The organism is Virgibacillus siamensis, from assembly GCF_900162695.1.
Taxonomy (GTDB): Bacteria; Bacillota; Bacilli; order Bacillales; family Amphibacillaceae; genus Lentibacillus; species Lentibacillus siamensis_A.
In genome coordinates this window covers 648,720-672,913 of sequence record NZ_FUIH01000007.1, presented here as the reverse complement: position 1 = coordinate 672,913, position 24,194 = coordinate 648,720, and the positions used below count along the sequence as shown (strand labels likewise).

At 42.2% G+C, this 24,194-nt stretch carries 23 protein-coding genes and 2 riboswitches; of the genes, 2 read left to right on the top strand and 21 right to left on the bottom strand.

The window, feature by feature from the left end:
• Positions 1 to 57: 57 nt before the first annotated feature.
• Positions 58 to 729, bottom strand: a complete 672-nt coding sequence (locus B1K71_RS06975; RefSeq protein WP_245799193.1) for an N-acetylmannosamine-6-phosphate 2-epimerase — start codon at positions 727 to 729, stop codon at positions 58 to 60.
• A 151-nt stretch (positions 730 to 880) separates the two neighbouring features.
• On the opposite strand from B1K71_RS06975, the gene guaC reads away from it, so the two are divergent.
• Positions 881 to 1,864, top strand: a complete 984-nt coding sequence (gene guaC / locus B1K71_RS06970) for a GMP reductase (RefSeq protein WP_077325413.1) — start codon at positions 881 to 883, stop codon at positions 1,862 to 1,864.
• Positions 1,865 to 1,943: 79 nt separating this feature from the next.
• On the opposite strand, the gene B1K71_RS06965 is transcribed toward guaC, so the two are convergent.
• The 7 genes from B1K71_RS06965 to B1K71_RS06935 all read right to left on the bottom strand — a co-directional run bounded on the left by B1K71_RS06965 (position 1,944) and on the right by B1K71_RS06935 (position 10,725).
• Positions 1,944 to 2,462, bottom strand: a complete 519-nt coding sequence (locus tag B1K71_RS06965; protein ID WP_077325411.1) for an SRPBCC family protein — start codon at positions 2,460 to 2,462, stop codon at positions 1,944 to 1,946.
• A gap of 53 nt (positions 2,463 to 2,515) precedes the next feature.
• The gene (locus B1K71_RS06960; RefSeq protein WP_077325409.1) at positions 2,516 to 2,839 is read right to left on the bottom strand and encodes an ArsR/SmtB family transcription factor; all 324 of its coding nucleotides are present in this window, start codon (positions 2,837 to 2,839) and stop codon (positions 2,516 to 2,518) included.
• Positions 2,840 to 2,891: 52 nt separating this feature from the next.
• Positions 2,892 to 3,401, bottom strand: coding sequence for an SRPBCC domain-containing protein (locus B1K71_RS06955; protein ID WP_077325407.1), 510 nt, complete (start codon positions 3,399 to 3,401; stop codon positions 2,892 to 2,894).
• 196 nt (positions 3,402 to 3,597) lie between these two features.
• A complete protein-coding gene (locus B1K71_RS06950) occupies positions 3,598 to 7,758 on the bottom strand; it encodes an alpha amylase N-terminal ig-like domain-containing protein (RefSeq protein ID WP_077325405.1) in 4,161 nt (1,386 codons plus the stop codon).
• A 252-nt stretch (positions 7,759 to 8,010) separates the two neighbouring features.
• Complete coding sequence (locus B1K71_RS06945; protein ID WP_077325403.1) at positions 8,011 to 8,484, bottom strand: divergent PAP2 family protein; 474 nt, start codon at positions 8,482 to 8,484, stop codon at positions 8,011 to 8,013.
• A gap of 76 nt (positions 8,485 to 8,560) precedes the next feature.
• Entirely contained in the window at positions 8,561 to 9,496 is a 936-nt protein-coding gene (locus tag B1K71_RS06940) for a nucleoside hydrolase (protein WP_077330091.1), read from the bottom strand.
• Positions 9,497 to 9,531: 35 nt separating this feature from the next.
• Positions 9,532 to 10,725, bottom strand: a complete 1,194-nt coding sequence (locus B1K71_RS06935) for a DUF4317 domain-containing protein (RefSeq protein WP_077325401.1) — start codon at positions 10,723 to 10,725, stop codon at positions 9,532 to 9,534.
• A gap of 172 nt (positions 10,726 to 10,897) precedes the next feature.
• On the opposite strand from B1K71_RS06935, the gene B1K71_RS06930 reads away from it, so the two are divergent.
• Complete coding sequence (locus B1K71_RS06930) at positions 10,898 to 11,671, top strand: SDR family NAD(P)-dependent oxidoreductase (RefSeq protein ID WP_077325399.1); 774 nt, start codon at positions 10,898 to 10,900, stop codon at positions 11,669 to 11,671.
• A gap of 65 nt (positions 11,672 to 11,736) precedes the next feature.
• Here the strand turns inward: B1K71_RS06930 and B1K71_RS06925 are convergent, their stop codons facing one another.
• From B1K71_RS06925 to B1K71_RS06870, 13 genes are all read right to left on the bottom strand, one after another.
• Positions 11,737 to 12,924 carry an MFS transporter gene (locus B1K71_RS06925; protein ID WP_077330089.1) on the bottom strand — a complete coding sequence of 396 codons (1,188 nt, stop codon included), beginning with the start codon at positions 12,922 to 12,924 and terminating at the stop codon, positions 11,737 to 11,739.
• A gap of 48 nt (positions 12,925 to 12,972) precedes the next feature.
• A riboswitch (purine riboswitch) is annotated at positions 12,973 to 13,072 on the bottom strand.
• 129 nt (positions 13,073 to 13,201) lie between these two features.
• Positions 13,202 to 13,993: a putative hydro-lyase gene (locus tag B1K71_RS06920; RefSeq protein ID WP_077325397.1), complete on the bottom strand. Its 792-nt coding sequence runs from the start codon at positions 13,991 to 13,993 to the stop codon at positions 13,202 to 13,204.
• A 19-nt stretch (positions 13,994 to 14,012) separates the two neighbouring features.
• The gene (locus B1K71_RS06915) at positions 14,013 to 14,780 is read right to left on the bottom strand and encodes a LamB/YcsF family protein (RefSeq protein WP_077325395.1); all 768 of its coding nucleotides are present in this window, start codon (positions 14,778 to 14,780) and stop codon (positions 14,013 to 14,015) included.
• Positions 14,777 to 15,796, bottom strand: a complete 1,020-nt coding sequence (locus tag B1K71_RS06910; protein ID WP_077325394.1) for a 5-oxoprolinase subunit C family protein — start codon at positions 15,794 to 15,796, stop codon at positions 14,777 to 14,779. The genes B1K71_RS06915 and B1K71_RS06910 overlap by 4 nt, the downstream gene beginning before the upstream one ends.
• A complete protein-coding gene (pxpB, locus tag B1K71_RS06905) occupies positions 15,786 to 16,508 on the bottom strand; it encodes a 5-oxoprolinase subunit PxpB (protein ID WP_428848858.1) in 723 nt (240 codons plus the stop codon). Before pxpB ends, B1K71_RS06910 begins: the two co-directional genes overlap by 11 nt.
• A gap of 43 nt (positions 16,509 to 16,551) precedes the next feature.
• Entirely contained in the window at positions 16,552 to 17,790 is a 1,239-nt protein-coding gene (locus B1K71_RS06900; RefSeq protein ID WP_077325390.1) for an NRAMP family divalent metal transporter, read from the bottom strand.
• Positions 17,791 to 18,047: 257 nt separating this feature from the next.
• Entirely contained in the window at positions 18,048 to 18,170 is a 123-nt protein-coding gene (locus tag B1K71_RS20245; protein ID WP_281250324.1) for a hypothetical protein, read from the bottom strand.
• Positions 18,167 to 18,889 carry a 7-carboxy-7-deazaguanine synthase QueE gene (gene queE / locus B1K71_RS06895; protein ID WP_077325389.1) on the bottom strand — a complete coding sequence of 241 codons (723 nt, stop codon included), beginning with the start codon at positions 18,887 to 18,889 and terminating at the stop codon, positions 18,167 to 18,169. The genes B1K71_RS20245 and queE overlap by 4 nt, the downstream gene beginning before the upstream one ends.
• Positions 18,886 to 19,323, bottom strand: coding sequence for a 6-carboxytetrahydropterin synthase QueD (gene queD, locus B1K71_RS06890; RefSeq protein ID WP_077325387.1), 438 nt, complete (start codon positions 19,321 to 19,323; stop codon positions 18,886 to 18,888). Before queD ends, queE begins: the two co-directional genes overlap by 4 nt.
• Entirely contained in the window at positions 19,320 to 19,982 is a 663-nt protein-coding gene (gene queC / locus B1K71_RS06885; RefSeq protein WP_077325385.1) for a 7-cyano-7-deazaguanine synthase QueC, read from the bottom strand. Before queC ends, queD begins: the two co-directional genes overlap by 4 nt.
• A gap of 85 nt (positions 19,983 to 20,067) precedes the next feature.
• A riboswitch (PreQ1 riboswitch) is annotated at positions 20,068 to 20,112 on the bottom strand.
• Positions 20,113 to 20,278: 166 nt separating this feature from the next.
• Complete coding sequence (locus B1K71_RS06880; RefSeq protein WP_077325383.1) at positions 20,279 to 21,487, bottom strand: dicarboxylate/amino acid:cation symporter; 1,209 nt, start codon at positions 21,485 to 21,487, stop codon at positions 20,279 to 20,281.
• A 185-nt stretch (positions 21,488 to 21,672) separates the two neighbouring features.
• Positions 21,673 to 22,578 carry an Rpn family recombination-promoting nuclease/putative transposase gene (locus B1K71_RS06875; protein ID WP_077325381.1) on the bottom strand — a complete coding sequence of 302 codons (906 nt, stop codon included), beginning with the start codon at positions 22,576 to 22,578 and terminating at the stop codon, positions 21,673 to 21,675.
• A gap of 342 nt (positions 22,579 to 22,920) precedes the next feature.
• Positions 22,921 to 24,192 carry a dihydrolipoamide acetyltransferase family protein gene (locus tag B1K71_RS06870; RefSeq protein ID WP_077325379.1) on the bottom strand — a complete coding sequence of 424 codons (1,272 nt, stop codon included), beginning with the start codon at positions 24,190 to 24,192 and terminating at the stop codon, positions 22,921 to 22,923.
• Positions 24,193 to 24,194 lie beyond the last annotated feature (2 nt).

Below are 24,194 nucleotides of genomic sequence, written 5' to 3'. Positions count from 1 at the left end.
TTCAACTGAATTTACCCAGTATTATTCAAGTTTTCGGTACTGTCCCTGCTTTTTATTCTATTTAATGTGATTTACAAATCTTTTTGTAATTTCCTGAGGTCTTGTTATAGCGGATCCAATAATACAGGCAAATGCACCATCGTTGAAGGCAGTTTGCAAATCTGCCGGCTCCCAAATGCCGCCTTCCGCTATAACCGGAATGTCAAAACGATTTACCATTTCGTCGACAAGCTGTAAATTGGGTTTAGGATGATGATTCGTTTCCAAGGTGTTTCCTGACAAAGTAGTTGCGACTATATCAAAGCCAAGTTGATAAGCAGAGTAACCCTCATCATATGTTGAAATATCTGCCATTAACGTCAACTTGGGAAAGCGCTTTCTAATTTCCGCATAAAGTTCCTCCAAGGTATGATCTCCTGGGCGAATCCGATCTGTGGCGTCCATAGCAATAATATCTGCACCCGCAGCAACAATTTCTTTGACCTCTTTCAATGTAGGTGTTATGTATACTTGACTGTTTTTATAATTCCGTTTAACCAGGCCGATAACAGGTAAATCGATTTCCTCCTTAATTTTTTTGATATCCGGCCCCCCATTTGCCCTGACTCCAACCGCACCACCTGCTTTTGCAGCCAATGCCATTTTCGACATGATATAGGAACTATGAAGCGGCTCATCCTCCAAAGCTTGACAAGAAACAATCAAACCATGTTGCAACTGAAAGTACAACGCAACCTGTTTTAACACTCCTTTGGAATAAATATAGTTCGTTTTTCAATCCAATCAACTTTGACATAACAGGAGAAATGCTGTAAATTAGATTATATACGAACAATGATCAACCAAACAAAATAATCATTCGTATTTAGGAGTGTTAATAATGGAAAATGTATTTGATTATGAAGATATACAACTAATACCCGCAAAATGTATCGTAAACAGCCGATCAGAATGTGATACTTCAGTAACGCTTGGCGGACATAGATTCAAATTGCCGGTCGTACCTGCAAATATGCAAACCATTATTGATGAAAAAATAGCGCTTTATTTAGCGGAAAATAATTACTTTTATATCATGCATCGCTTTGACCCAAACACACGAATGGATTTTGTCAAGGATATGAAGGAACGCGGCCTGATAGCATCAATCAGTGTTGGTGTAAAAGCGGAAGAATATGAATTTATTCAACAACTGGCTGACGCACGCCTTATCCCGGAGTTTATTACCATTGATATCGCACATGGGCATTCCGACTCAGTCATTAACATGATCAAACATATTAAAAAACACCTGCCGGAAAGCTTTGTGATTGCCGGGAATGTTGGCACTCCGGAAGCAGTACGCGAACTGGAAAATGCCGGAGCGGATGCAACAAAAATCGGCATCGGCCCAGGGAAAGTATGTATTACTAAGCTTAAAACCGGATTTGGAACCGGCGGATGGCAGCTTGCTGCATTGCGCTGGTGTGCAAAGGCAGCAAGCAAACCAGTCATTGCTGACGGCGGAATCCGAACACACGGCGATATCGCCAAGTCTATCCGATTCGGGGCGTCCATGGTGATGATCGGCTCTCTTTTCGCGGGACATGATGAATCCCCAGGTGAGACGGTTGAGAAAGACGGAAAGTTTTTAAAAGAGTATTTCGGTTCTGCTTCTGAATTCCAAAAAGGTGAAAAGAAAAATGTAGAAGGCAAGAAAATGTATGTGGAATATAAAGGATCACTGCAGGATACATTGACCGAAATGGAACAAGATTTGCAATCAGCTATTTCCTATGCAGGCGGTAACAAACTTGAAGCTATTCGCAATGTGGATTATGCGATTGTGAAGAATTCCATCTTTAATGGAGACAAGGTTTTTTAATTAGAAAACAATAAATCTAAAAACTCCGGAAGTCAGATTTCTTGACTTCCGGAGTTTTTTTGCTGAAGCTACTATTTAATTACACATGCTGAATCTGTGCCAAATAATCATCAAGACATTTGTATTGTGAATCGGTTCCCTCAACTACTCCCATATCTATAACCTTTTGAAGTGCTTCAATCGATTCAAATTGGGATTGCAAAATGAGTTTGGTCTTTCCCTCTTGTTCAATAAAATCTATGGTTACCTGTATTACTGGTAAATCATTGGCTGAATTGCCCATTTCATCCGAAAATACATCAGTGTAAACGATTTTCTTCGGCACGTTGATTTCTTTATAAATGGTTTTACCCCAGGATTCCTGACCATAGAAGTCTCCCTGTTTTTTGTCTGTACAACGCATGCAATAATGCCACTCTCCATCGGGAACAAACTCAAATTTACGGGTTTCGGTTTCCCATCCTTCTGGTCCCCACCAATTCTCCAAATGTTCCGACTCCGAAAATGCCTTAAACACCAAATCTTTCGGGGCATTACACACTCGTTCCATAACAAGTGTCCGCCCCTCCGTTTTGTAGGAAATTTTATTTTCTGACATCGAGATTCCTCCTAGAGATTTTTTATGGAAAACAAATTACTCCATATAAAATGTTACTCCTCATCCTCTTTTTCCTGCAGTTTCTTCAGATAATCGTCCAACCGGTCAAACCCCTCCTCCCAGATTCGGCGATAAGATTCAAGCCAGGTATCAAGTTCCTGGAACGGCCCGGGCAGAAGTTTATAAATTCTTCGATTGGCAACTGCCTGCACTTCCACCAGTCCTGCTTCACTAAGCACCCGAAGATGTTTTGAAGCTTGCGGCTGCCGTAATCCTAACTGTTCGGCTATTTCTCCGACAGTAAGGGGACCGTTGCGTAAAAGTTCTACAATGTGTAAGCGATTCGGTTCAGCTAATGTTTTGAAAGTTAAGTTCATGTTTGTCTCTTCTCTTTCTTGTAGGTTATTCCATAAAACCGTATAATCATTTTTATGCGGACTGGATATTCTCCAAAACTTTATCCAGATTGTTGATTGTTTCCGTGAGACCTTCCATCATTCCCATGTCTAATGTTGTTTTAAGCTCCTGTAGAGATTGCAATTGAATGTGTACAGCGAGGGTTGTCTTCCCTTCATTTTCAGTGAACGTTACTGTGGCTATATGTTCAGGCAAGCCTCCAACCGGATTGGCCTCTGCATCTGCAAAAGTACCTGTATAGACAATTCGCTCCGGTTCTACAATTTCCCGGTAAACACTCCTGGCCCAATGCCTGTCGCCTTCAGGAGATTGCATACAATAATGCCAAATACCTTCGGGGCGAAGATCAATCTTGCATACCGGAATCGTATATCCTCCAGGTGCCCACCAACGCGAAACATGCTCCGGTTCTGTAAATGCCTTAAAGACCAGCTCCCTTGGTGCATCAAAAACACGCCTAATGGTGAAAGACTTCTCCCCTACATTGCTGACAGCTTTTCCTGATTGGCCGGTTTCTACCATTGAAAACACTCCCTTTTTATATGAGTATGTATATAATATACCTTATAAGGAATATTCTTGTAAAGGAATATTTACATGATTTTTCACAATTTTTTTTTGACCAATGTATCTTTATTATACAAAAAACCAGCTCCTTACCTGGAATATAAAACGGTAAAGAGCTGGTTCGTTCTTTGTTTGCCTTCAAAAAATGCAACTATCTGTAAATCACAAGTGTTTTATCTTGAGTCGCTTTCTCAATGGCACCGCTATTATTGTTGAAGATAGCTTGCTTGTTTTCTTGGGAAGGCTCAATGTGAAATTTGATTTCGTTCCTGCCTTCCACTACCTCCACTTCATGTGAAAAAGTCATATCATCATTAATCGGAATACGTTCACCGTTAATCGTCAGAATACCCTCTTTAATAGCATTTCCTTCAACTGTAACTACATCACTTTTAACGGTTGTGCCATCTTTAGGCGATGTAATTATCAGCGGCTTATCAATCCAGCGATAAATGGTGTCCTCCACAACCATTTTGTTCGATCCTTCATTTTGTACAACTACTTCGAGATCCGTGCCGACCGCACCAAATCCGTAATAGCTGATATCATCATCGGCCGGATCGTTTCGTGTGTGATCGGCTAATCCTTCATTAGCCCATGAACCATCCCGGGCATATTTATAGGTAATCTTTGTTCCTTCCTGTACTTTAACAGTATATTCCCAGTCAGGCGTGACGGCACCGTTTCTGGACATTTCCCAGGCACCTGTGTTCCATCCATTCAGGCTGTTCGGAATCATTATCGATGAATCAAGTGATGTATAGGAAGGTGCGTGAACTTTAAATGTGACTTCCACCATTACCACATCCGGTGTGACCGTTACCGTATTTGATGTAGTTGCATTTCCGTATTGATCGTAGGCACGAATTATATATTCATACGTCATTCCATTCTCAACATTGAAATCCGTGTAAACTGTTTTATCCGGCTTCCAAATCTTTTTAATGATTTTTCCATTTCGAATAACCGCGTACATATATGGATTATCCGGTTCAACAAGCTTCCAATCAAGATTAACTTGCCCGGATTCCTGAATCGGCTGCTTCAGTTCCAAGCTTGATGCTGGCGCAGCAGTATCATCATTACTTTGACGGTAGGTGATAGTTTGTTCATTGCTGTATACCCAATTTCGGCCAAGGTCAGTTGAAAATGCAAAACGGTACGTGTATGTTCCTGCGTTCACGGGTAAAAATTTACTGGAAAATGTGTTTCCATCACCTTCAGACGCTGTATAAGCTGCATCATATGATTGCCACTCACCACCAAATTTAACCTGAAGTTTCACGGTTAGCCCTTCCGCCTGCCCTATTTCTGTAACACCATCAATCCAAATATCAGCAGAGACTTCACGATGTTTGGACAGGTCTACAAATCCGTCTCGAAGATCTGTCACATTGGAAATCTCATAGTTTCTATCTGTTAGTGTAACATGCGGTATGATCGCTTCAGTCTTCATTTTTTCTGATTCGTTATTCTTACCATCAACTAAAGTGACCGCAAAATAGTATTTCCGGCCATTGTCCAACCCGTTTATTGTGATAGTTTGGTCAGACGTATGGGCAACTTTTTCATACAATCCTCCCTGAACTGTTGATTGATAAACATTGTATTTTCCAGGTTTCCCATTCCATGAAAGGGTTACCTGATTTGAGCCCTCTTCCGCAACTAGATGGGCCACCTGTGGAGGACGTTCAAATGTTTGTCCATCATTCGATACAAGCATCCGGCCGCTCATTCCAGGAATCGTTACGGATACTTTGCCTTTCCTGGATTCAACTGTGTATGCTCCATCAAGCTGATCAGTAAGCTTAATTCCATTAATCAGCTTCCCATCCAAATCAATCTCCACTGTTTTCTCCTCACTGCCGCCATTGATAGCAACAATTGCAAAACGATCACCGGTATAGCGTGCATAGGCATATATATCACCTTCAGCATGCAATGCAGCAATATTACCGTGTGCAAACAGATCTGCAAAATTGCGGCGAACTTCACCAATTTTACGATAATGCTGCAGTAAATCCTCATTCACATTCCCCCACGGGTAGGTACGGCGGTTGTCAGGATCTTTTGAACCCGTAACACCTACCTCATCACCATAATAAATCGTCGGTGCACCCGGGTAGCCCATTTGGAAAATGGCGGCAAGTTTTAACCGCCTTATACCAAGTGCATGGTTATAATCCGGATCATTTTCCGCACGTTCATACGTGTCGGAGCCGCCGCCAAGAAGATATACCGCCCTTGCTGTATCGTGCGAACCAATCAAGTTCATCAGCGAGTAATACGCCTCTTTCGGATAATCTTCCCTGATTGCTTTTAACTGCTTTGCTGCTTCACCTGCATCTCCAGTTGTCAAATAGTGCAGCACAGCACCGCGGAATCGGTAGTTCATGACCGTGTCATACATGTCGCCAAGAAAATATTTTGAAGCATCATCCCAAATTTCACCCAAAATAACCGGTGAATCGTTTGTTTTTGTTTTCATCGCTTTTATTTCATCGCGAAATTCCCGCCAGAATTCTGGATCAACTTCATTTGCAACGTCAAGGCGCCATCCGGAAGCCCCGCGCTTAAGCCATGTTTTCGCAACTGAGTCTTTATCATACATAATGTAATCAGCAAACTTTTCATTGTTCAGCTCACTATTGTAGTCCACAACATCACCCGGAATCGCAGCAATTTCCGGAAGACTGTCGTAACCCCACCAACCCTGGTACTTATAATGTTCGTTCGGCTGACCGGAATTTATTTTTTCATTTTCAATATGGAACCAGTTATGGAATCCATACTCGCTGAATACTTGTCCATCAGCAAGAAAATACGCTTTTGTCTTTTGTTTCGCTTCTTCTTCAGATAAACCTTCATTGTTCATCAAATCATAAATCTTAGCCCAATATTCGTATGCACCAACTGTTTTATATTTTCCATACCGGTCAAAATAAATAGAATCATCACCAACATGGTTGAAAACGCCGTCAAGTATCAGATGCATGTCCCGTTTTTTCAGCGCCTGCGTGAATTTTTTAAACTCCTTAGGTGTGCCAAACATTGGATCAATAGCCTTATAATCAGTTGCATCATATTTATGATTGGATGCCGCATGTGCAATCGGATTTAAGTAAATCGTGTTGACACCAAGCGATTCAATGTAATCCAGTTTCTCCTGCACCCCCTTCACATCTCCGCCGAAGAAGTCATTGCTCCAGATACCGTCTCCTTTATAATCCTTTATGTCTTTCAACCGAGGGTTATCCGGTAAATCGGTCCACTTCCTGTGCTCGATTGGTTCGAAGCCGCGCGCATATTGTTTTGCATCATCATTATTCGGATTTCCATTGTAAAATCGATCAGGAAAAATTTGATAGACAACAGCTTCTTTCATCCAGTCGGGAGTTTCATACTCCGCCTCATACACTGTTAATTGGAACATTTGTGCACCATTATCTATCGCTTTTCCACTTTCGCCATCCGTTGTATCCTCACCATATGCAGCTTTTACCGGACCATCATTAACGATGAACTTGTAGCCATATACCCCTTTTTCTTCAGGTATGACCTCAGCTTTCCAAAAGTCAGCTTTTGTTCCATTTTCCAGTTCGGTCCACCCGGAAAAATCCATCTTATATGTGTTGGATGTTCCGGTTTTGTAATTTTTCAGGACAAGACGAGCATTTGTTATATCGTCCTTTTCAGTTCGAAGGCGCAATGTGACAGATTCGCCCGCAGCAACTGCACCAAACGGCTTACGGTAAAGATCTTTCCAAGTGTTGTGGTATAGTTCATCTTTATGAATGGTGTTCCCTTTGTAATCGGTCCAAACTTTATTAGTTTCGGCATTATAAAAGAAAGTAATCTCTGTTTCTTTTGTAACATTGAGTACCGCATTTGTTCCCGGATAAGCCGGATCTTCCCATGTATCACCAAGAACGATTTTAAATTCGTGATGACCTTTCGGAACCATCACACGATAAGCGTAAACATTGTCAAAATTATCATCGTGCAGTAATGCTTGCGACTCATTGGGCAGCCATTCGCCTCCTTGGCCGATTTCCGGTTGCAGGTCACCAACGAGGCGTGGAGTTTCACCTCCAATCAATGCTGTATAGCGTGTCGAGTCAGTGACTGAATGCGTTTCGTCATGATAGTAAAAGGTCACTTTCGTTTTCTGATCCAGACTGAATGGAATGTTGGCGCCATTCGGCTTACCCCAAGCACCGTAATTTTCATCCCAGTTACCGCCAACAGCAATTTTATACTCATATTCTCCGGCAGGTAATGTTGCTGTAAATGTATATAACCCATTTTTCACATGATTACTCTCCCCCTTTTGCGAAATCGTTTGCACAAAAACGTAAAAAAAATACCTGATGCCTCCTTTCCCTCATTTGTGCAACCGCTTCCATTCATTTCTATTATGGCATGGATTTTTAAATATTCGCAATCTCTTTGCAAAAAATCATACTATTTTACTACAAAGTGTGGAGAAAGATATTAGGCTTTCATTTCTTCTTTATTTACAGGAAAGTAAAGCGCAGGAACGAATAACTCCCCGCGCTTTTCCCTATTCCCCTCTATTCTCATACCTGGCGGAAAAGAACCCCAAGATTCCCCCTAACGCAGCCCCGCCAAGAACTTCGAGCGGCTGATGTCCGAGAAGCTCCTTCAGTTCTTTATCCCTTGCAACAAATTCAAAGCTTGGAAATTCCCCGGAAAGATCGGCAAATTTATCTTCCAGATCATTAACCAGCTGTGCAATTTCACCCGTATGCCGGCGGACTCCCTGTGCATCGTACATAACAATCACACCAAATATCGTTGCCAGTGCTGTTTCCGTATGCCGTGATCCTTTATTTGCAGCTATATAGGCAGCAAGTGCTGAAACACCGGCTGAGTGCGAGCTTGGCATACCGCCAGTTGTTGCTGCCTGCTTTATATCCCACTTCCCGGTCATCCGCTTATGTGTATATATTTTAAGAGCCTGTGCAATCCCAATGGATGATAATGCCGTTAAAATACCTCTGTTCATTTTCTTCATTTCGCCAACCCTCCATTCCAAAATCTGTCTATAGTTGAGTTACCCTGAAATGGAGGGTTTTATGCACCGCCAACCATTATTCCGTATAAGATGTTAATGCTTCTTTAAACATGCTCCAGAATTTATCCTGATTTAATTGATAGGCGAAGTTTACGTTCGGTTCCCTGCTGGTTACACCGCCTGTATCAATACACGTCATGCCATACGTAAATTCACCCTTCGTTTCAATATCCACCCGTACATGTTTAAAGTCAAAAATGGAAGGATCAATCAAATATGCGACCGTACAGGCATCATGTATCGGCCCGCCTTCCATCCCAAAAACATCCTGATTTGTTTTAATAAAAAATTTCAATAAATTCACAACAAAATGGGAGACCGGATTATCAATTTCAGATAGCTCGTTAACTGTTCGCTGTGTTGCCAAGGCCTGATGTGTCACATCCAAACCAAACATGGCAATGGGAACGCCGCTCTCAAAAACTACTTTAGCCGCTTCCGCATCCACGTAAATATTAAATTCTGCAGCCGGGGTCCAATTGCCGAATGTACCGCCGCCCATTAGAACAATTTCTTTAATTTTCGGGATGATAGCTGGCTCGCGGATCATCGCCAAGGCTATATTGGTTAAGGGCCCAGTCGGTACTAATGTTATATCTCCATCCGACTCCATCACCTTATTGATAATCAGGTCAACCGCATGCTGATGAACAGCTTTTTTACTTGGTTCACCCGGAAGCACCGGACCTTCCAAACCTGTTTCCCCATGAATTTCTTCAGCAATTTCCATCTTCTTAAGCAGCGGCTTCGCGGAGCCCTGTGCTACTGGTACATCGGTTAATCCTGCAATATCACATACGCTGAGAGCATTTAATGTATTTTTTTCAACTTCAACATTTCCTGCTACGGTTGTAATTGCTTCAATCTGAAGAGGGCTTATTTTTGATGCTGCTAAAATAATTGATATGGCATCATCATGTCCCGGATCACAATCTAAAATGACTTTTCTCATTAAAAAAAACTCCTTTCTGAAAGATTCCCCTTGCTTCATTCCCCATCTTCCGGTGCTTTTTGAAATAGTGCTTCCGGAATCATTTCGAAGCCTTCAATCACTGTGTTTTCTTCCACTTCCATCATTAAATAACTTTTCCCGTCGAAATGCACTTGGCGGACATGCCTCAGGTCTTGTGGACTGATTGAAATATTTGCGATCTTCGTTTCGATTTTAATCGATTTGGAATTATATTTTGGCACCACACTTGTTGCTTTAAATTCATATTTTTCATCATCAATCACTGTTTTAAAAGCGGACTCCACTTTTTCAGTATTAACGTCTTCTATCCCGCTGCTTGTTAAAACCTTTTCAACATCCTTGTAATCCAGTTTTGGTACTTCTTCCTCTTCGTTCTCTTCCACAACACGATGAATCTCATCATATACATTCGAAAGTTTGGATGTATTGATTGCCTGATCACCAGCTACATTTTTCACAATCTCTTCAAAAACCAGTTTATCCTGTGCAGCAGTCATCATTTCTTCCGCATTTAACACTTCTTCGATAAAATGATAACTCGGTTCATTCTTCTTCCCTGCCGAATAAAGCACATGATTAACATCCGCAGCATTGTCGGTAATCGTCGGAAACAAAAACCCTGACATCGGAGCTTTCAGATTAATGATAGGATCAACGACAATATTATACTTAAATTCCTTCTCCACATAGTCAAACAGTAATTCCTTTTTCGGATCCTGCGTTTTATTCATACTGCATAAAATAAAAGGGTGGGAATAAACAGTGTCCCGTTCGCTTTCTTCAGCCTCTTCGCTCATCTTCTTCATCGGCTTCTTATATTCTCCGCGGATAAAGGTCACAACAATATCCATCTCATATTGTTTATCTTTCAGCATTTTTTCAACGAGCTGCAGCATATGCCCGTTCCATTCTTCGGTATCGTTGCTTAACAGGCCCTGATGGAGAATAAGCTGACTGCTGTTTTCCACATCACGCTGAAATTTTAATTCAAATAACTTCTCATCCAATTGACCGGAAAGCACTTTCTTAAAATTGTCCATAAATAATTCCTGCTGTTCCTGTTCCAGCATTTCAAATGGCATACTCTGGTAATGGTAAATTTCGCTCGATTCTTTCATGATATACACATTAAAAATTTCTTCTATATTCAATGAATCATTATTCACTTTGAATTGTTTCCGGATATTTGCAATGTCTTTTTTATCCAACGTTGTTTCACCCCTGTGCTGATAGTCAAATATGTGATAGTTGCACATATTCTCTTATTCTATCATAGAGAAAGGTAGTTTTTGAAAGCCCCCATCTTGTAAATAATTTTTCTTGATAATAGCACTAAAAAGCGTAAAATAAATGTGGGATTAATAAAAGAGGAGTGTTTTGATGACACGATTATTGGAAGGCAAAGCCGGTTTAGTAACAGCGTCTGGTTCAGGTATAGGCAGAGGCAGTGCTGTAGCTTTGTCTAAAGCCGGGGCCAAAGTTATGGTTTCGGACGTTAATGAAGAAGCAGGTAAAGAAACTGTGAAAATAATAAATGACAATGGCGGCGAAGCCCGGTTCTTCAGGTGTGATGTAAGTGATGAAGAACAAGTGAAAGCATTAATTGATGAAACGATTTCTGCTTTTGGCAAATTGGACTTTGCGCATAATAACGCTGGCATCAATGCCGGGCAAAAGAAAATTGGAGAACTGGATTCGAATGATTGGGATAAAACATTGAAAGTTACGTTATATGGAACTTTTTATAGCATTAAACATGAAGTAAACGCGATGATTAAAACAGGCGGTGGTGCAATCGTTAACACTGCATCCGGTTCCGGAGTAGAAGGTTCACCAAATATGACGCCTTATACAGCCTCTAAACACGGTATTGTTGGACTAACCAAATCTGTTGCCCTGGAATATGGAAAACAAGGTATTCGGATTAATTCTATTGCGCCAGGTGCAACAATCACACCTGCTGTAGAAGGGTGGGCAAAAAAAGCTCCTGAACAATTTAAAAGTGTTTTGGAAACTCTTCCTTCGGGGGAAATGTCTACACCGGAAGATCAGGGTAATGCAGTAACATTTTTATGTTCTGACCTGGCTAAACAAATAAGTGGTGTAACCATCCCTGTTGATGGCGGGTATGTTGCAGGAAAACTCCAACAGTAAACGAATTGAACATTCCTTTATCATGACAAGAGCGTACCCGGTTTCATACCGGATACGCTCTCACCTTATGATAATCGGCCGTTTACACTTTTTACCTTGGATTGCTGGAAAGTCACTGGTCTGGTCAACGAGAATACTGCGCAAAGTAGAGAAATAACAACAACAGCACATCCTACCCATGCAATGTTTGAAATTGTATCAATTTGACCTAAGGCCGCCCCGCCGATTGCAGAACCAAGGGAAATTCCGATCTGCAGGGCTGAATTATTAAAGCTTTGCTGAACCTCCGCCGTATTTGGGTCTGTTTGAATCAAGTAACTTTGCTGCGGCGGGGCGAGTGCCCAACTGAGTGCAGCCCATATCATCATTATAGGTGTAAATAAATAGATTGATACAGTCGAAAATGGCAGTATAAAAAGTACAAGGACAAATAAACCTATCACCAATAGAATGCTCTTCTGTGCCCCTATCCTATCAGAAAGCGATCCGCCAAGTGCTCCACCACTTACAGCTGCAACTCCAAATACGAGATATGCAATACTTATCCAGGAGGAATTGAGCTGGAGTGTGGTTTCCAAAAATGGTGTAAGATAAGCGTAAAGGGTGTAGTGTCCAGCCAGCATGAACATAGTAGCCAAATGGGCTCCGCCAAATTTCGGGCTTGCTGCCGCCTTTAATTGCGTTTTTAATGGAACGGACTTTTCACCTGGTATCCTCTCTAAAAATAGTGAAATAAGAATTAAGGTTCCAATTGAGAAAACGGCTATACAAAGAAAAATAACGCGCCAACCGAATGCATCTGCAATTAAAATACCTAAAGGAACACCCAAAACAAGTGACGAACTAATCCCCATATACACAGAACCTACAGCTTTAGCCTGGTGGGCCGGCTCAACAACTTTTGTCGCAATCGTCAGGGACAGAACCACTATTAATGCTGTACTCATTGCCGTTAATACTCTGGCAATCATCATGAATGTAAAGTTCGGACTAAAAAAGGTCATGATATTTCCAGCAAAAAATACAAGTAAAGATATCTGATAAACTTTTTTCCGTTCCATTTTACTTGTTAATACCAATAAAACAGGCCCGGCAATTGCATAAATGAGTGCAAACACAGTTATCAGCTGCCCGGCAGTGCCAAGTGAAATATCGAAGTCCTTAGCAATGGCCGGTAGTATTCCGCCGACAATTAATTCAACAAGTCCAACTGCAACAGCTGATATTGCGAGTATTAATACTTTTAAATTCATAATACCACAATTCCTTTCTACTTCAATTCCGAATAAAAAATCCTGACTACAAAAAAGCATTGTTTTTGTAGTCAGGATTTTCCGGTTCCTGGTAGATACCCTCCAGCCATATCCTAGAGGTTATACAACGTTAGAGCTATATTTTTATCTAAATCCAATAATCTATTTTACTGCTATCTTCTTCACTTTTCAATATAAATTTTTTCCAGGATGGTTACTATGAAAAATTTATTTTTATTCCACGTTGCTTTTATGAAGCAACCCTTAATGAAGTGAATTATAACACAGAAAACTGCTCATCTTTCAAATCCGTAATAAACATATGGCCGGGGGCATGTGTAATCACCATTTTCGGCTTGCTGTTCATTGCCACAGCCTGAGGTGTCACACCGCACGCCCAGAATACCGGCACCTCTCCTTCTTTAACGGTAACAGCATCCCCAAAGTCCGGATTATCCAAATCCCGGATCCCAATTGAGTGCGGGCTACCGATTTGAACCGGGGAACCATGCACCGATGGAAATCTCGATGTCACCTGAACCGCCCTGACAACGTCTTTGTCCTGGATGGGACGCATGCTGACTACCAACGGACCGTCAAATTTCCCGGCACGAACACATTGACGGTTCGTGATATACATCGGCACATTACATTGTTCCTCGATATTTCGAATCGGAATGTCATTACGGATCAGAGCCTGCTCAAACGTAAAGCTGCACCCGATTAAAAATCCGACCATATCATCCCGCCAGAGATCCGTAATATCGGTACGTTCTTCCTCAAGTACGCCATTCCTGTAAATGCGATATTTCGGGATATCCGTCCGTAAATCAGCATCCGGTGCAACCGCAGACGGCGCAAATAACCCCGGTTCGGTAACATCCAAAACCGGACATGCCTTTGGATTTCGATGGCAGAATAACAAAAATTCGAATGCAGACTCCTTGGGAAGCACTACCAGATTAGCCTGGGTAAATCCACTGGAAACACCGGATGTCGGCCTGACCCACTTCCCCTCACGTATGAACTGCCTTGCTTCGGCAGGAGATGCATCAGCAAATGTATCCACAAAAAAACCTCCTTCAATCTCACCGTAAAAATGTACCTATCTTGGAAACGGAAATATTTTCGACGGCCAGTTTCTCATTGATATGCTGGGCAAATTCCAGCGCGTGAATGCCGTCACCGTGAATACAAACCGTATCCGCTTTAATGGAAATGTCTGTACGCTGCTGTGACCGCACAGTCCCATTTTTCACCATCTGAACAACCTGGCTGGAAGCTGCTTCCTGATCCACGATAAGTGCGTCTTTTTCACGACGGGAGGTTAACGAGCCATCCTCCTGATATGTCCGGTCAGCAAATACTTCACTGGCTGTAGGCAAGCCGATTTTTTCACCTACTTTAACCAATTCACCACCGGCCAAACCAAACAGAATCAGCTCCGGATCAAGATCATGGACCGCCTTCGCAATACTTTCCGCAACAGCTTTATCTTTCGCGGCATGATTGTATAAAGCGCCATGTGCCTTCACATGCTGCATTTTTCCTCCTTCTGCTTTAACAAAACCTTGCAGTGCACCCACCTGGTATATGACCAGTTCATAAATTTCTTCCGGGGATAATGCAATATACCTTCTTCCAAACCCGTTCAAATCCGGAAAACCCGGATGCGCACCGATTCCGACATCTTTTTCCAATGCCATTTTCACTGTCTTCCGCATTGTCGACTGGTCACCCGCATGGAATCCGCAGGCAATATTTGCTGACGTAATATAATCCAGGATTTCCTCGTCCCGGCCCATATTATATACTCCAAAGCTTTCTCCCATGTCACAATTGATATCGATATTCATGCATAGCCCTCCTGTTCTTTTTTCAAATGAATGCTAACCTTTAATTGTTCAAACTGTTTCTCTTTTTCCACCAGCAACTCCTGAGCTTCACGATGTTCTATTTCCTTAAAATATATTTTTTCGCCGGGTTTTAATTGTGCCATCGCCGGTAAATCCACTGTTATTACCTGCCCGATTTTCGGGTATCCACCTGTCGTCTGCCTGTCAGCCATCAATACGATCGGGTTCCCATCAGGCGGGACCTGGATTGTGCCGAAAGCCACTGCTTCGGATAATAATTCCTTCCTGCTTTGTAAAGCAAGTTCCGGTCCATTTAGCCGGTACCCCATACGGTCTGACTGTGTGGAAACGCTAAAGGCTTCCGATAAATACAACGAACGGCTTTCTTCGGTAAACCACTCCGATTGGCGCCCTGGGATTGTACGTATAACTGCGCCATCGCGATAATCATTCAGCGAATCAAGGGACACGCCCCAATCCATTTCAAGAAAATGCGCTGCACCAGCCTGTTTCTGCATTTGCTTTATCATCATCGCAGCAGATTTGGAAGGTGAACCGACCGGCAATCTATCATTCTTTTGCAAGGCACGTCCGTTAAAACCGCCGATTCCAGCCCGCAGATACGTGGAACGGCTGTCCATAACAGGAGGCACATCAATCCCCCCTGCCAAAGCCATATAAGTCCGGCAGCCTGTCCGAACTGACTTGAATTTCAAAGTGGATGCTTTTTTTACCCATACGGCTTTATTCATCTGAACCGGCTTATCATTAATCTCTGGTGACATATCTCCCCCGCAAATGGCAATCAAGGCATCCTCCTGAAATTCAATGGTTGGACCGGTAATTGTCATTTCCAGTACGGCGGCATCTGATTCATTATCAACCAGTAAATTAGCCAGGCGGGTGGAATCAACATCCATGACACCACTGACAATAACACCATATTTTTGATAGCCGTATCTCCCGGAATCCTGAACCGTTGTTAACAGCCCTGGCTTTGCTACCTTAATACTCATTACTGTCCTCACCCCAATTGTTGTATGTTTCTTCAGATATTGGGTAAAAGCGGATCGAATCGCCTGCCTTCAATAAAATCGGTATGTCCTCATCCGGACGGAATAATTTTACAGGTGTTCGTCCAATCAGCTGCCAGCCCCCTGGTGTTTCAATCGGATACACCCCTGTCTGTCCGCTGGCGATGCCCACGGAGCCCGCAGGAATCTGTAATCTTGGCGAATCTTTTCGTGGCGTAGCGATTTTTTCCGACATTCCGCCGACAAATGGGAACCCTGGCGCAAACCCAATCATGTGTACCATATAATCCCCATTGGCGTGAATATCAATAACCTCCGCTTCACGAAGATTATTCCGGCGCGCAACAACTTCCAAGTCAGGACCGAATTCCCCGCCGTAACATACCGGAATCTCAACAATTTTTGATTCTGTTTCGGGATTTTCCGGTAATCGGGAAACCATTTTTTCAATCTCCCCCAGCATAGAATCGTACGCATTTGCTCCAGTCAAATTCGCAAGCACCTCCATCGCATTATAAAAAATGGTAATCGTTGTATAGGCTGGGATATAAGCTATCATGCCGGGGATTGGATGATTATCCAAATAGCTGGAAACTGCCATAATCAGCTTTTGTTTTTCACTGGAGACTTCCTCACCAAATTCCATTACAACCGCTTCATCCCCAAGCGGAGACACTGTAAAGTTCATCATCACCCTCCATTTCGCCTAACTGTTCCAAATCTGCTAAACGACCACATCAGCCTGTCCATATATCGGCAATTCCCTGAAGTGAGAAATAACCCGCAATAACCGTAACAATTACTGCCAGCACACCAAGGGCAATCATCCATGTCGGATGCTGGTAGTCGCCGACAATTTTTTTCTTCCTGGACGCAACCAGAATCGCACCCAAAGTTAGCGGCAGGATTAACCCATTCACTGATCCGACAAGCACAAGGATTTTAACCGGCTGTCCCACCAGTACAAATACTAACGTAGAAAAAACGATAAAGCCGATAATAAACAAATTGTTATATTTTTCAACAGCCGGGTGGAATGAGCGCATAAATGTAACACTTGTATATGCCGCTCCAATAACTGATGTAAGTGCTGCAGAGAACAAAACAACTCCAAAGATTTTATAACCGGCACCCCCTAATGCATACTGGAAAACAGAAGCAGTCGGGTGACTGTCAGACAGATTGTACCCCGCTGTTACAACACCAAGTATGGCCAGGAATAATATAACGCGCATCACGCCTGTTGTCAGAACGCCCCAGTTGGCAGCCTTCCCCGCAAAGCCGGCATTTTCTTTTCCATGTATGCCCGCATCAAGCAGCCTGTGCCCGCCTGCGAACGTAATATATCCCCCAACAGTACCGCCAATTAATGTAATGGCAGGAAGCAGCATTGTTCCATAATCACCCGGAAACACACTGTTGACAGCCGCATCCATGACCGGCGGCGAACTGGTAACCATCACAATCGCAACCATCGTTAACATGATAATTCCAAGTGTTAACGCCACAAAGTCCATTATTTTAGCCGAATTCTTTAAACTGAATACAATGATAGCTAGAATTGCAGTAATAATCGCTCCAATCTTAGGAGACACACCTATTAAAATATTTACCCCAAGACCTGCACCGCCTACATTACCAATGTTAAAGGCAAGTCCACCTAACACGATCAAAATAGCAATGAATGTTCCCAAACCCGGCAGCACCATATTCGCAACATCCTGGCCCCTTTTTTTGGAAACTACCAGAACGCGCCATATGTTTAATTGTGCCCCGATATCAATAATAATCGATACTAGAATTGCAAATGCAAAACTGGCGGCAAATCGATCGGTAAAGTACGAGGTTTGTGTCAGAAACCCGGGCCCAATCGAGGAGGTAGCCATCAAGAAAATCGCTCCCCAAAAGACCTGCTTTTGTTTTCTAGTCATTTTGCCCGGTTTTAAATCAGATTCATCATACGCATGCTTGGACATGTTCTGCCTCCGTTCATCTTTATTGTATTTTTTTATATTTTATACTATTCGTCAAAGATTTACAAAATTCGTTTTAATAAGAATCGAAACCAATTAATGCCAGTACCCTTTATTTATGGAAAAAACCCGGCTCTTCCAGGGTTGGATAAGCCGGGCTGTTAACGACAAAGCATCGCTGCCGTAATTATTTTGCTGAGAATATTCTATTAACCGTTTCGACAGAATCAACCATCAGGCATAGTTATCGACCTTCAAGGTTAACTATCAACCTTTGAAACATGGTTATCGACCTTCATGACATCAATATCAACCTTCGAGACATAGTTATCAACCTTCAAGGTATAAATATCAACCTTCACAGCATAGTTATCAACCGTCACACTCCCCGCTTATTCCCCCATAAATAAGTGTGAAGCTGCGGCAGCACACGGACGTTTACCAAATCACGACTGTCCATCACCTGCTCAACAAGCCAGTCATACCGGTTTAATAAACGACGAAGCAGCAGATTATCGTCCGCATTTCCGGTGTCATCATTACCGACCTGCAAAAACAACGGAACATTCGGATATTGTAAGTGAACCTTCTTCGCATACTCCAGATCAGCCAAGTCAAAGATTACAATTTTTAAACTGCATGTTCCTTTTTGTTGTTCCTTCAATGAAGTAATAATATCATCAAGGATGGAAAAATTGGTTTTCATTCCGGAACTGGGCGGCTTTGGTGATAAGGTTAACTCGTCAATAGCTGCAAACCACGGCTGCCACCTGCTCCCTTGTGTTTCCAATGCGATTTTTATCCGGTTTCCTTTTAATAAATCAATAAAATCTCCCAACCCGGAAAGTAAAGCGGGGTTGCCCCCTGAAATTGTTACATGCGCAAACCGCCCGCCTGCCTGCTGGTTCAGTTCTTCCAAAATTTCATCCGCCTCCATCAGCCTGATGTTTTCTTTTTCCGAACCGTCCCAGGTGAATTTGGAATCACACCATGAGCAGGAATAATCACAGCCAGCCGTTCGGACAAACATAGTTTTTTGTCCAATCACCATCCCTTCGCCTTGAATGGTTGGACCAAAAATTTCAAGAATTGGCAGCTTCATTGATCTGTCCCCCTCTTCGGCCGATAGATGCAATAACTTGACGGGGTCTCACGCAAAAAGACCTGCAAGCACACAGGATTATTTTCCAGGTTATCCAAATGGCCCTGGATAATCTCGTAAACTATTTTAGCGACGACCTCAGTTGTTGGAAAATAAACCTGCTGATTGACGGCAAATGCGGGATCATCATTCAATGTTGTGTGATCAAACCGCTTATGAATCAAATCCTTGATCGTTTTAAAATCTGCCAGAAAACCGGTTGTATCCAGTCTTTCACCAGCAATTGTGATGTTCACAAAATACGTATGGCCATGCATATGTTGACATTTCCCGGCTGACTCATCGGCAATATAATGAGCTGCGGAAAAATGAAAGTCTTTATTCAATTCATACGCATAATCATGATTGGGAACAGGATAAATTTGCTGCATCATTTAACCACCCCATTATTCCGACGCATTTCATATTGCTCCAACCCGTTATGGCGGAGTTTACAGGACGGGCATTGTCCACAACCTTCTCCCTTGATTCCGTTATAGCATGTCAGCGTATGTTCTTTAACAAATTCAAATGCATCGAGCTCATCGCTCAACTCCCATACCTCTGATTTGTCCCGCCACATTAACGGTGTATGCAAAACAAACTGGTCATCCATGGATAAATTCAATGTGACATTCAGGGATTTAATAAAACTATCCCGGCAGTCCGGGTATCCACTGAAATCTGTTTCACTTACACCAGTAATGATATGTTTGGCACCGATTTGCTTTCCAAGAATAGCAGCAAAAGAAAGAAACAGCAGATTTCGTCCCGGAACAAATGTTGACGGCATCCCACCATCATCCGTTATTTTTATATCTTCACGGGTTAAGGCATTTGGTGCCAATTGATTCAGCAATTCCATATCAAGCTCGTGTTGACGAACGTTTAACCTCTCACAAATTTCCTTTGCACATTCCAGTTCAGCAACATGGCGCTGTCCATATTGAAATGTTACCGCCTCAACGTGATCAAACTTTTCCAACGCCCAAAACAGGCATGTCGTACTATCCTGACCTCCGCTGAAAACAACTACTGCATTTTGATTATCCATTTTCGTTCCCCTTTCCCCAATTAGGTAAAGAAAGAGATTCAAAAAATTCCATAAAAAAAGACAGCACTAAGAAGCACGCTGTCTTGTCTCCCTAGTTTTTTATAGAGGGATGGTTTCGAACCTCTCCTGCATCCATGCAGATTCCTTTATGATGTTTCATCTACTAGCTTAGCATGCAGAAATAATCCTGTCACGTGGTCATTCCTTTCAAACAAAATACCGATCCTCATTTAAAAACAGGAAGGGAAAATGCCTCCCTCCCTGTACGGCCACGATTCCTGCAAGAACTACGCAGACTATACTGCCTCCCCGCCAGAAGCCTTCTTCTCACTGGAATCGACAACCACTGCAGTTGCTGCATCACCTGTAACGTTAACCGATGTCCGCATCATATCCAGAACACGGTCAATGCCACCTACCAAAGCAATTCCGGCAAGCGGCAGATTAACGGCACTCAATGCCATCGTCAGCATAATCAGTCCTGCTCCAGGTACACCAGCTGTTCCGATTGATGCAAGTGTACCTATCAGTACAACCGTCACCATCTGCGAAAAGGTCAAATCCATTCCAAAATACTGCGCAACAAACATCGAACACAGACCGACATACAACGCTGTTCCATCCATGTTAATCGTTGCGCCCAACGGCAATACGAATGTGCTTGTTTCTTTAGATACACCAAGATTTTCCTGTGCGCTCTTAATGGTTACCGGCAATGTACCGGAACTGCTGCTTGTACTGAAGGCTACAGCTGATGCCGGGAAAATCCCTTTAAAAAACTTGAGCGGGCTCATCTTTCCTAAGCCTTTAACAATTAGTGAATAAACTACGAAAAGTTGAATAATACAACCGGCCACCATCGCCAATACCAATTTGATTAACGGCAGCAGTACATCCACGCCATACTCCCCAATAACAGGAGCAAGCAAGCCGAAAACTCCAATCGGAACAATCGCCATAATCATACCGGTAATTTTGTACATTACTTCCGCAAACCCATCAAAAAACTTCCGGACAGGTTCAGCTTTTTCTCCTACCAACGCAATTGCAATCCCGATCATCAACGCAAAAAAGATTATTTGCAGAATGTTACCCGACGATAGCGCATCGAACGGATTTGTCGGAACAATATTTAAAATCGTTTGCACAACGCCCTCGGTTTCATTCGGTTCCGGTGCCTCTTTGCCTTCAAGTGAAACATCAATCCCGCTGCCCGGTGAAAAAATCTTCCCGGCAATAATCCCAAGTGTAATGGCAAGCATACTTGTAATGAGATAAATTGCAACGGTTTTTCCACCCATTCTGCTGAGTTTCTTCACATCATTTGTGCTGGCAACTCCAACAACAAGTGTGGCAAGTACCAAGGGAGCGATAATGAATTTAATCAATCGCAGAAACAGATCCCCAAGCGGTTGAACAACTTGCGCTTTTTCACCGAATATGATACCGGTTGCAATCGCAAGTATAAAAGCAGCAATTAACTGCCAGATCAGGCTTTTCTTCATAACATACGCTCCTCCTTCTATGTATGCGTCAAAATTCGACGGTCTCTATTAAGCTATCATATATTAAAGGAGCGGACAATTAACTGCGAAGAAATGGAGTCAGGTTCCTGGTCTGTTCACCACTTGCACGCACAATAATAAAAAACCGGATTCCTTCGCAAGAATCCGACTTTGACCAGTTGCAACTACTTCAATTTTTCAATATCTTCTGGTTCAAGATGGGTTACTCTTGAAATGAAATCAATTGGGGCGTCCTCTTTCAGCATTTCTTTAGCAACCCGTTTTGCTTCTTCCAACTTTCCCAATTGCTTTCCTTTTTCCATTCCTTTTTCCATTCCTTTTGCAATGCCCTTCTCCTCATAGGAAATCGGCAATTCCGACAGCATTTCCGCATCCCCCATTTGTCTAATTTCCTTCATTAGTTCTCCCTCCTCACGCTCATCCAGTTTTAGATACCGTTCAAAAAATCCATAAATCCACCGTTGTCTGGCAGGATCCAACTTCATTTTTGCCAACATTCGTAAAAACTCTTTCTTGACTTGAATTCTTTCCGATTCACTATAACCCATTTTACTCAATAAGGCAGCAGCCACTGGATTGTTTGACCGTATATAATCACGCCAGTTCTTTTTACGCAAATGTAACGTGAAAAAGTTGAAAGTCAAAACACGGTGAAACGGAAATGACATATTAAATTCCCTCTGTTCCAAGCTTTCATCGTAAGTGTAAACTGCGATCGGTATAATTGGCTTCCTATATTTATTATACAATAAACTAAAATAAAGATACATTCGTTCGTGGAAGTCCGATTGGGTCGAGCTTTGAGGTTCAATGTGGACAATGATAACTGCATCCTGATTTTTTAATCTGGTTTCAACCACTATATCCAATCGTCGGGCATCTCCCTCATGCATGTCTGTAAACACTTCTTCAGACAAAGGTTTTATAGATTGAAAGTCAACATACTCAGATACTTCTGGAAAAAATGCTTCCAAAAATTCTTCAAAAAAATGGTGAATCAGTTCCTTAAAGAGTTGATCATGATGAACGTAGTCTTTCTTGCCTTCTCGCACAAGTGAAAATACGGACATTTGGAACACACCCCTAGTAGGTTTATGAGGAAAAATAAATGTGAGATTCTAATAATAGTATATCAAGTCAGTCATTTGCGAACAAGTGTTTTGTTTAATGCATTTAGTGTACTTAGGTATTGACAAACCAGGACGATTAAACTTTTTTTAAGCCGTCTACATAATTTAACATTAATAATTTAGGTTATTTTGTCTGCAAGATATCCCGCAATAAGTTTGTCCATATAACCAGAATTCCCCTAAAACAAAAACTATGTAGTGGGAAATGTACGCTGTCCCCACTACATAGTTTACAATTCTATTTTCACGGACTGGGAGGATTACAAGTAATATCCAATAATTTTAAAGCACTAACAAGTAAGGTGACTCGATATATTTCACCAATACCTCTAAAAATTCTGCTGCTGTGGCACCATCTAAAATTTGATGATCAAATGTTAAGCTAAATGGCACTTTCCTAATTGACTCTACCTTTTCATCTTCTGTTAATGCCAATTCTTCTTGCAATGACCCCACACCCAAAATACCCGTTTCATGCGGATTCAAAATGGGTGTAAAATATTCAATACCGCTTGCTCCCATATTTGTAATGGTAAAGGTGGAGCCAGTGAGCAAATCTCCTCCAGCATCACCATTTCTAGCACCAATTGTTATCTTTTTCATTTCTTTAGCTAATGTACCAATGGTCTTTTGATGGGCATTTTTAACGACCGGTACAACTAATCCCTCATCAAGTGATGTTGCAACACCAAGGTGGACGTCATCGAATTCGGACAGTTGTCCGCCACTATAACGTGAGTTCATCTTTTTAAAATTCTGCAATGCAAGAACAGTCGCTCTAGCAATCATTACGGTTAAACTTAATTTTAAATCCAGCTCACTAACTTCAGCTTCTTTGCGCAAGATTTTTTGGAATTCAATTAATTTATCCGCGTTTGCTTTGCGGTGAAGAGTTAACTGAGCTGTTTGTTCCAAGCTGCTCCGCATATTTTGAGCAATTGCTTTCCGCATTGGATTAAGACCTTCACCAACTGCATGATAGGTGGATTTTGCTTCAACTAATACATCTTCGCCTTCTGCATAATCAGGTCCATTTTTAAGTACACGATTAATATCGATTCTGGTTATTCGATTGTTGCCACCGGTTCCTTTTATTAAATCTATTTGTAAATCATGTTCTTTGGCCATTTTCCTAGCAATTGGCGAGATAAAGATGCGGGCTCCGGTATTCCTCTCAGAATTACTGTTACTTGCGTGGCTTTTAGTATCCATTCCTTCAGAGAAACCACTTGTTTGAACAGAATTCTTTCTTTCTGCAACATCTGGTACCGATTCACTTTCCGTTTCATTAACAGTCGAATCTAATGTCCCTTCACCTTCCTGTTCGATAACCCCAAGAACTGCACCAACTTTTGCCTCCTCGGCAACATCTGATTTAATTTCATGCAACACACCTGTTACTGGCGCTTCAATCTCTTGAGTTAGTTTTTCAGAACTGATCATTAAAACACTTTCGCCTGCTTCGACAGAATCTCCAACTTTTTTATGCCATTCCTCAACCGTTCCTTCTGTCATTGTCACCCCTAACTTGGGCATCACGATATTTTCACTCATAT

Excerpts from the sequence above, each read along its gene's own strand:
- B1K71_RS06925 (WP_077330089.1), bottom strand. The coding sequence starts at position 12,924 with ATGAATTTAAAAGTATTAATACTCGCAATATCAGCTGTTGCAGTTGGA.
- B1K71_RS06940 (WP_077330091.1), bottom strand. The coding sequence starts at position 9,496 with ATGAGAAAAGTCATTTTAGATTGTGATCCGGGACATGATGATGCCATA.
- B1K71_RS06875 (WP_077325381.1), bottom strand. The coding sequence starts at position 22,578 with ATGTCCGTATTTTCACTTGTGCGAGAAGGCAAGAAAGACTACGTTCAT.
- queD (WP_077325387.1), bottom strand. The coding sequence starts at position 19,323 with ATGATGCAGCAAATTTATCCTGTTCCCAATCATGATTATGCGTATGAA.
- B1K71_RS06915 (WP_077325395.1), bottom strand. The coding sequence starts at position 14,780 with ATGAATATCGATATCAATTGTGACATGGGAGAAAGCTTTGGAGTATAT.
- B1K71_RS06900 (WP_077325390.1), bottom strand. The coding sequence starts at position 17,790 with ATGTCCAAGCATGCGTATGATGAATCTGATTTAAAACCGGGCAAAATG.
- B1K71_RS06930 (WP_077325399.1), top strand. The coding sequence starts at position 10,898 with ATGACACGATTATTGGAAGGCAAAGCCGGTTTAGTAACAGCGTCTGGT.
- queC (WP_077325385.1), bottom strand. The coding sequence starts at position 19,982 with ATGGATAATCAAAATGCAGTAGTTGTTTTCAGCGGAGGTCAGGATAGT.
- queE (WP_077325389.1), bottom strand. The coding sequence starts at position 18,889 with ATGAAGCTGCCAATTCTTGAAATTTTTGGTCCAACCATTCAAGGCGAA.
- B1K71_RS06880 (WP_077325383.1), bottom strand. The coding sequence starts at position 21,487 with ATGAAGAAAAGCCTGATCTGGCAGTTAATTGCTGCTTTTATACTTGCG.
- guaC (WP_077325413.1), top strand. The coding sequence starts at position 881 with ATGGAAAATGTATTTGATTATGAAGATATACAACTAATACCCGCAAAA.
- B1K71_RS06910 (WP_077325394.1), bottom strand. The coding sequence starts at position 15,796 with ATGAGTATTAAGGTAGCAAAGCCAGGGCTGTTAACAACGGTTCAGGAT.
- B1K71_RS06960 (WP_077325409.1), bottom strand. The coding sequence starts at position 2,839 with ATGAACTTAACTTTCAAAACATTAGCTGAACCGAATCGCTTACACATT.
- B1K71_RS06870 (WP_077325379.1), bottom strand. The coding sequence starts at position 24,192 with ATGAGTGAAAATATCGTGATGCCCAAGTTAGGGGTGACAATGACAGAA.
- B1K71_RS06955 (WP_077325407.1), bottom strand. The coding sequence starts at position 3,401 with ATGGTAGAAACCGGCCAATCAGGAAAAGCTGTCAGCAATGTAGGGGAG.
- B1K71_RS06965 (WP_077325411.1), bottom strand. The coding sequence starts at position 2,462 with ATGTCAGAAAATAAAATTTCCTACAAAACGGAGGGGCGGACACTTGTT.
- B1K71_RS06945 (WP_077325403.1), bottom strand. The coding sequence starts at position 8,484 with ATGAAGAAAATGAACAGAGGTATTTTAACGGCATTATCATCCATTGGG.